Annotated in this window: 1 protein-coding gene; it reads right to left on the reverse strand. The window is 43.9% G+C overall.

Going from position 1 to position 264, the window contains the following annotated elements:
- The coding region (locus AAEY75_RS15600; protein WP_352260102.1) for a tRNA-dihydrouridine synthase at nt 1-264 on the reverse strand (264 nt) is incomplete at both ends.

Raw genomic sequence — 264 nt, forward strand, 5'->3', positions numbered from 1 at the left:
GTTACTGTCGTCATCAAAGCCTAAGCGAATTTTTGCACTTACTTCATGTTTATCATCTACAGCATCTCGGACTGCTTTAATAATCGTATACATGTGGTCAGGATCTTTAAGCAGTACAGCACCCCCTCGACTACGATTAACGGTTTTTGCTGGGCAACCAAAGTTAAGGTCGACCCCATGAGATCCTAAAGCAATTGCTCTTACTGCATTTTCGGCTAACGGATTTGCTTCTTGGCCGAGTAATTGAACACGCACAGGAGTACC

This window comes from Psychrobacter sp. TB55-MNA-CIBAN-0194 (assembly GCF_040309505.1).
GTDB classification, from domain to species: Bacteria; Pseudomonadota; Gammaproteobacteria; order Pseudomonadales; family Moraxellaceae; genus Psychrobacter; species Psychrobacter fozii.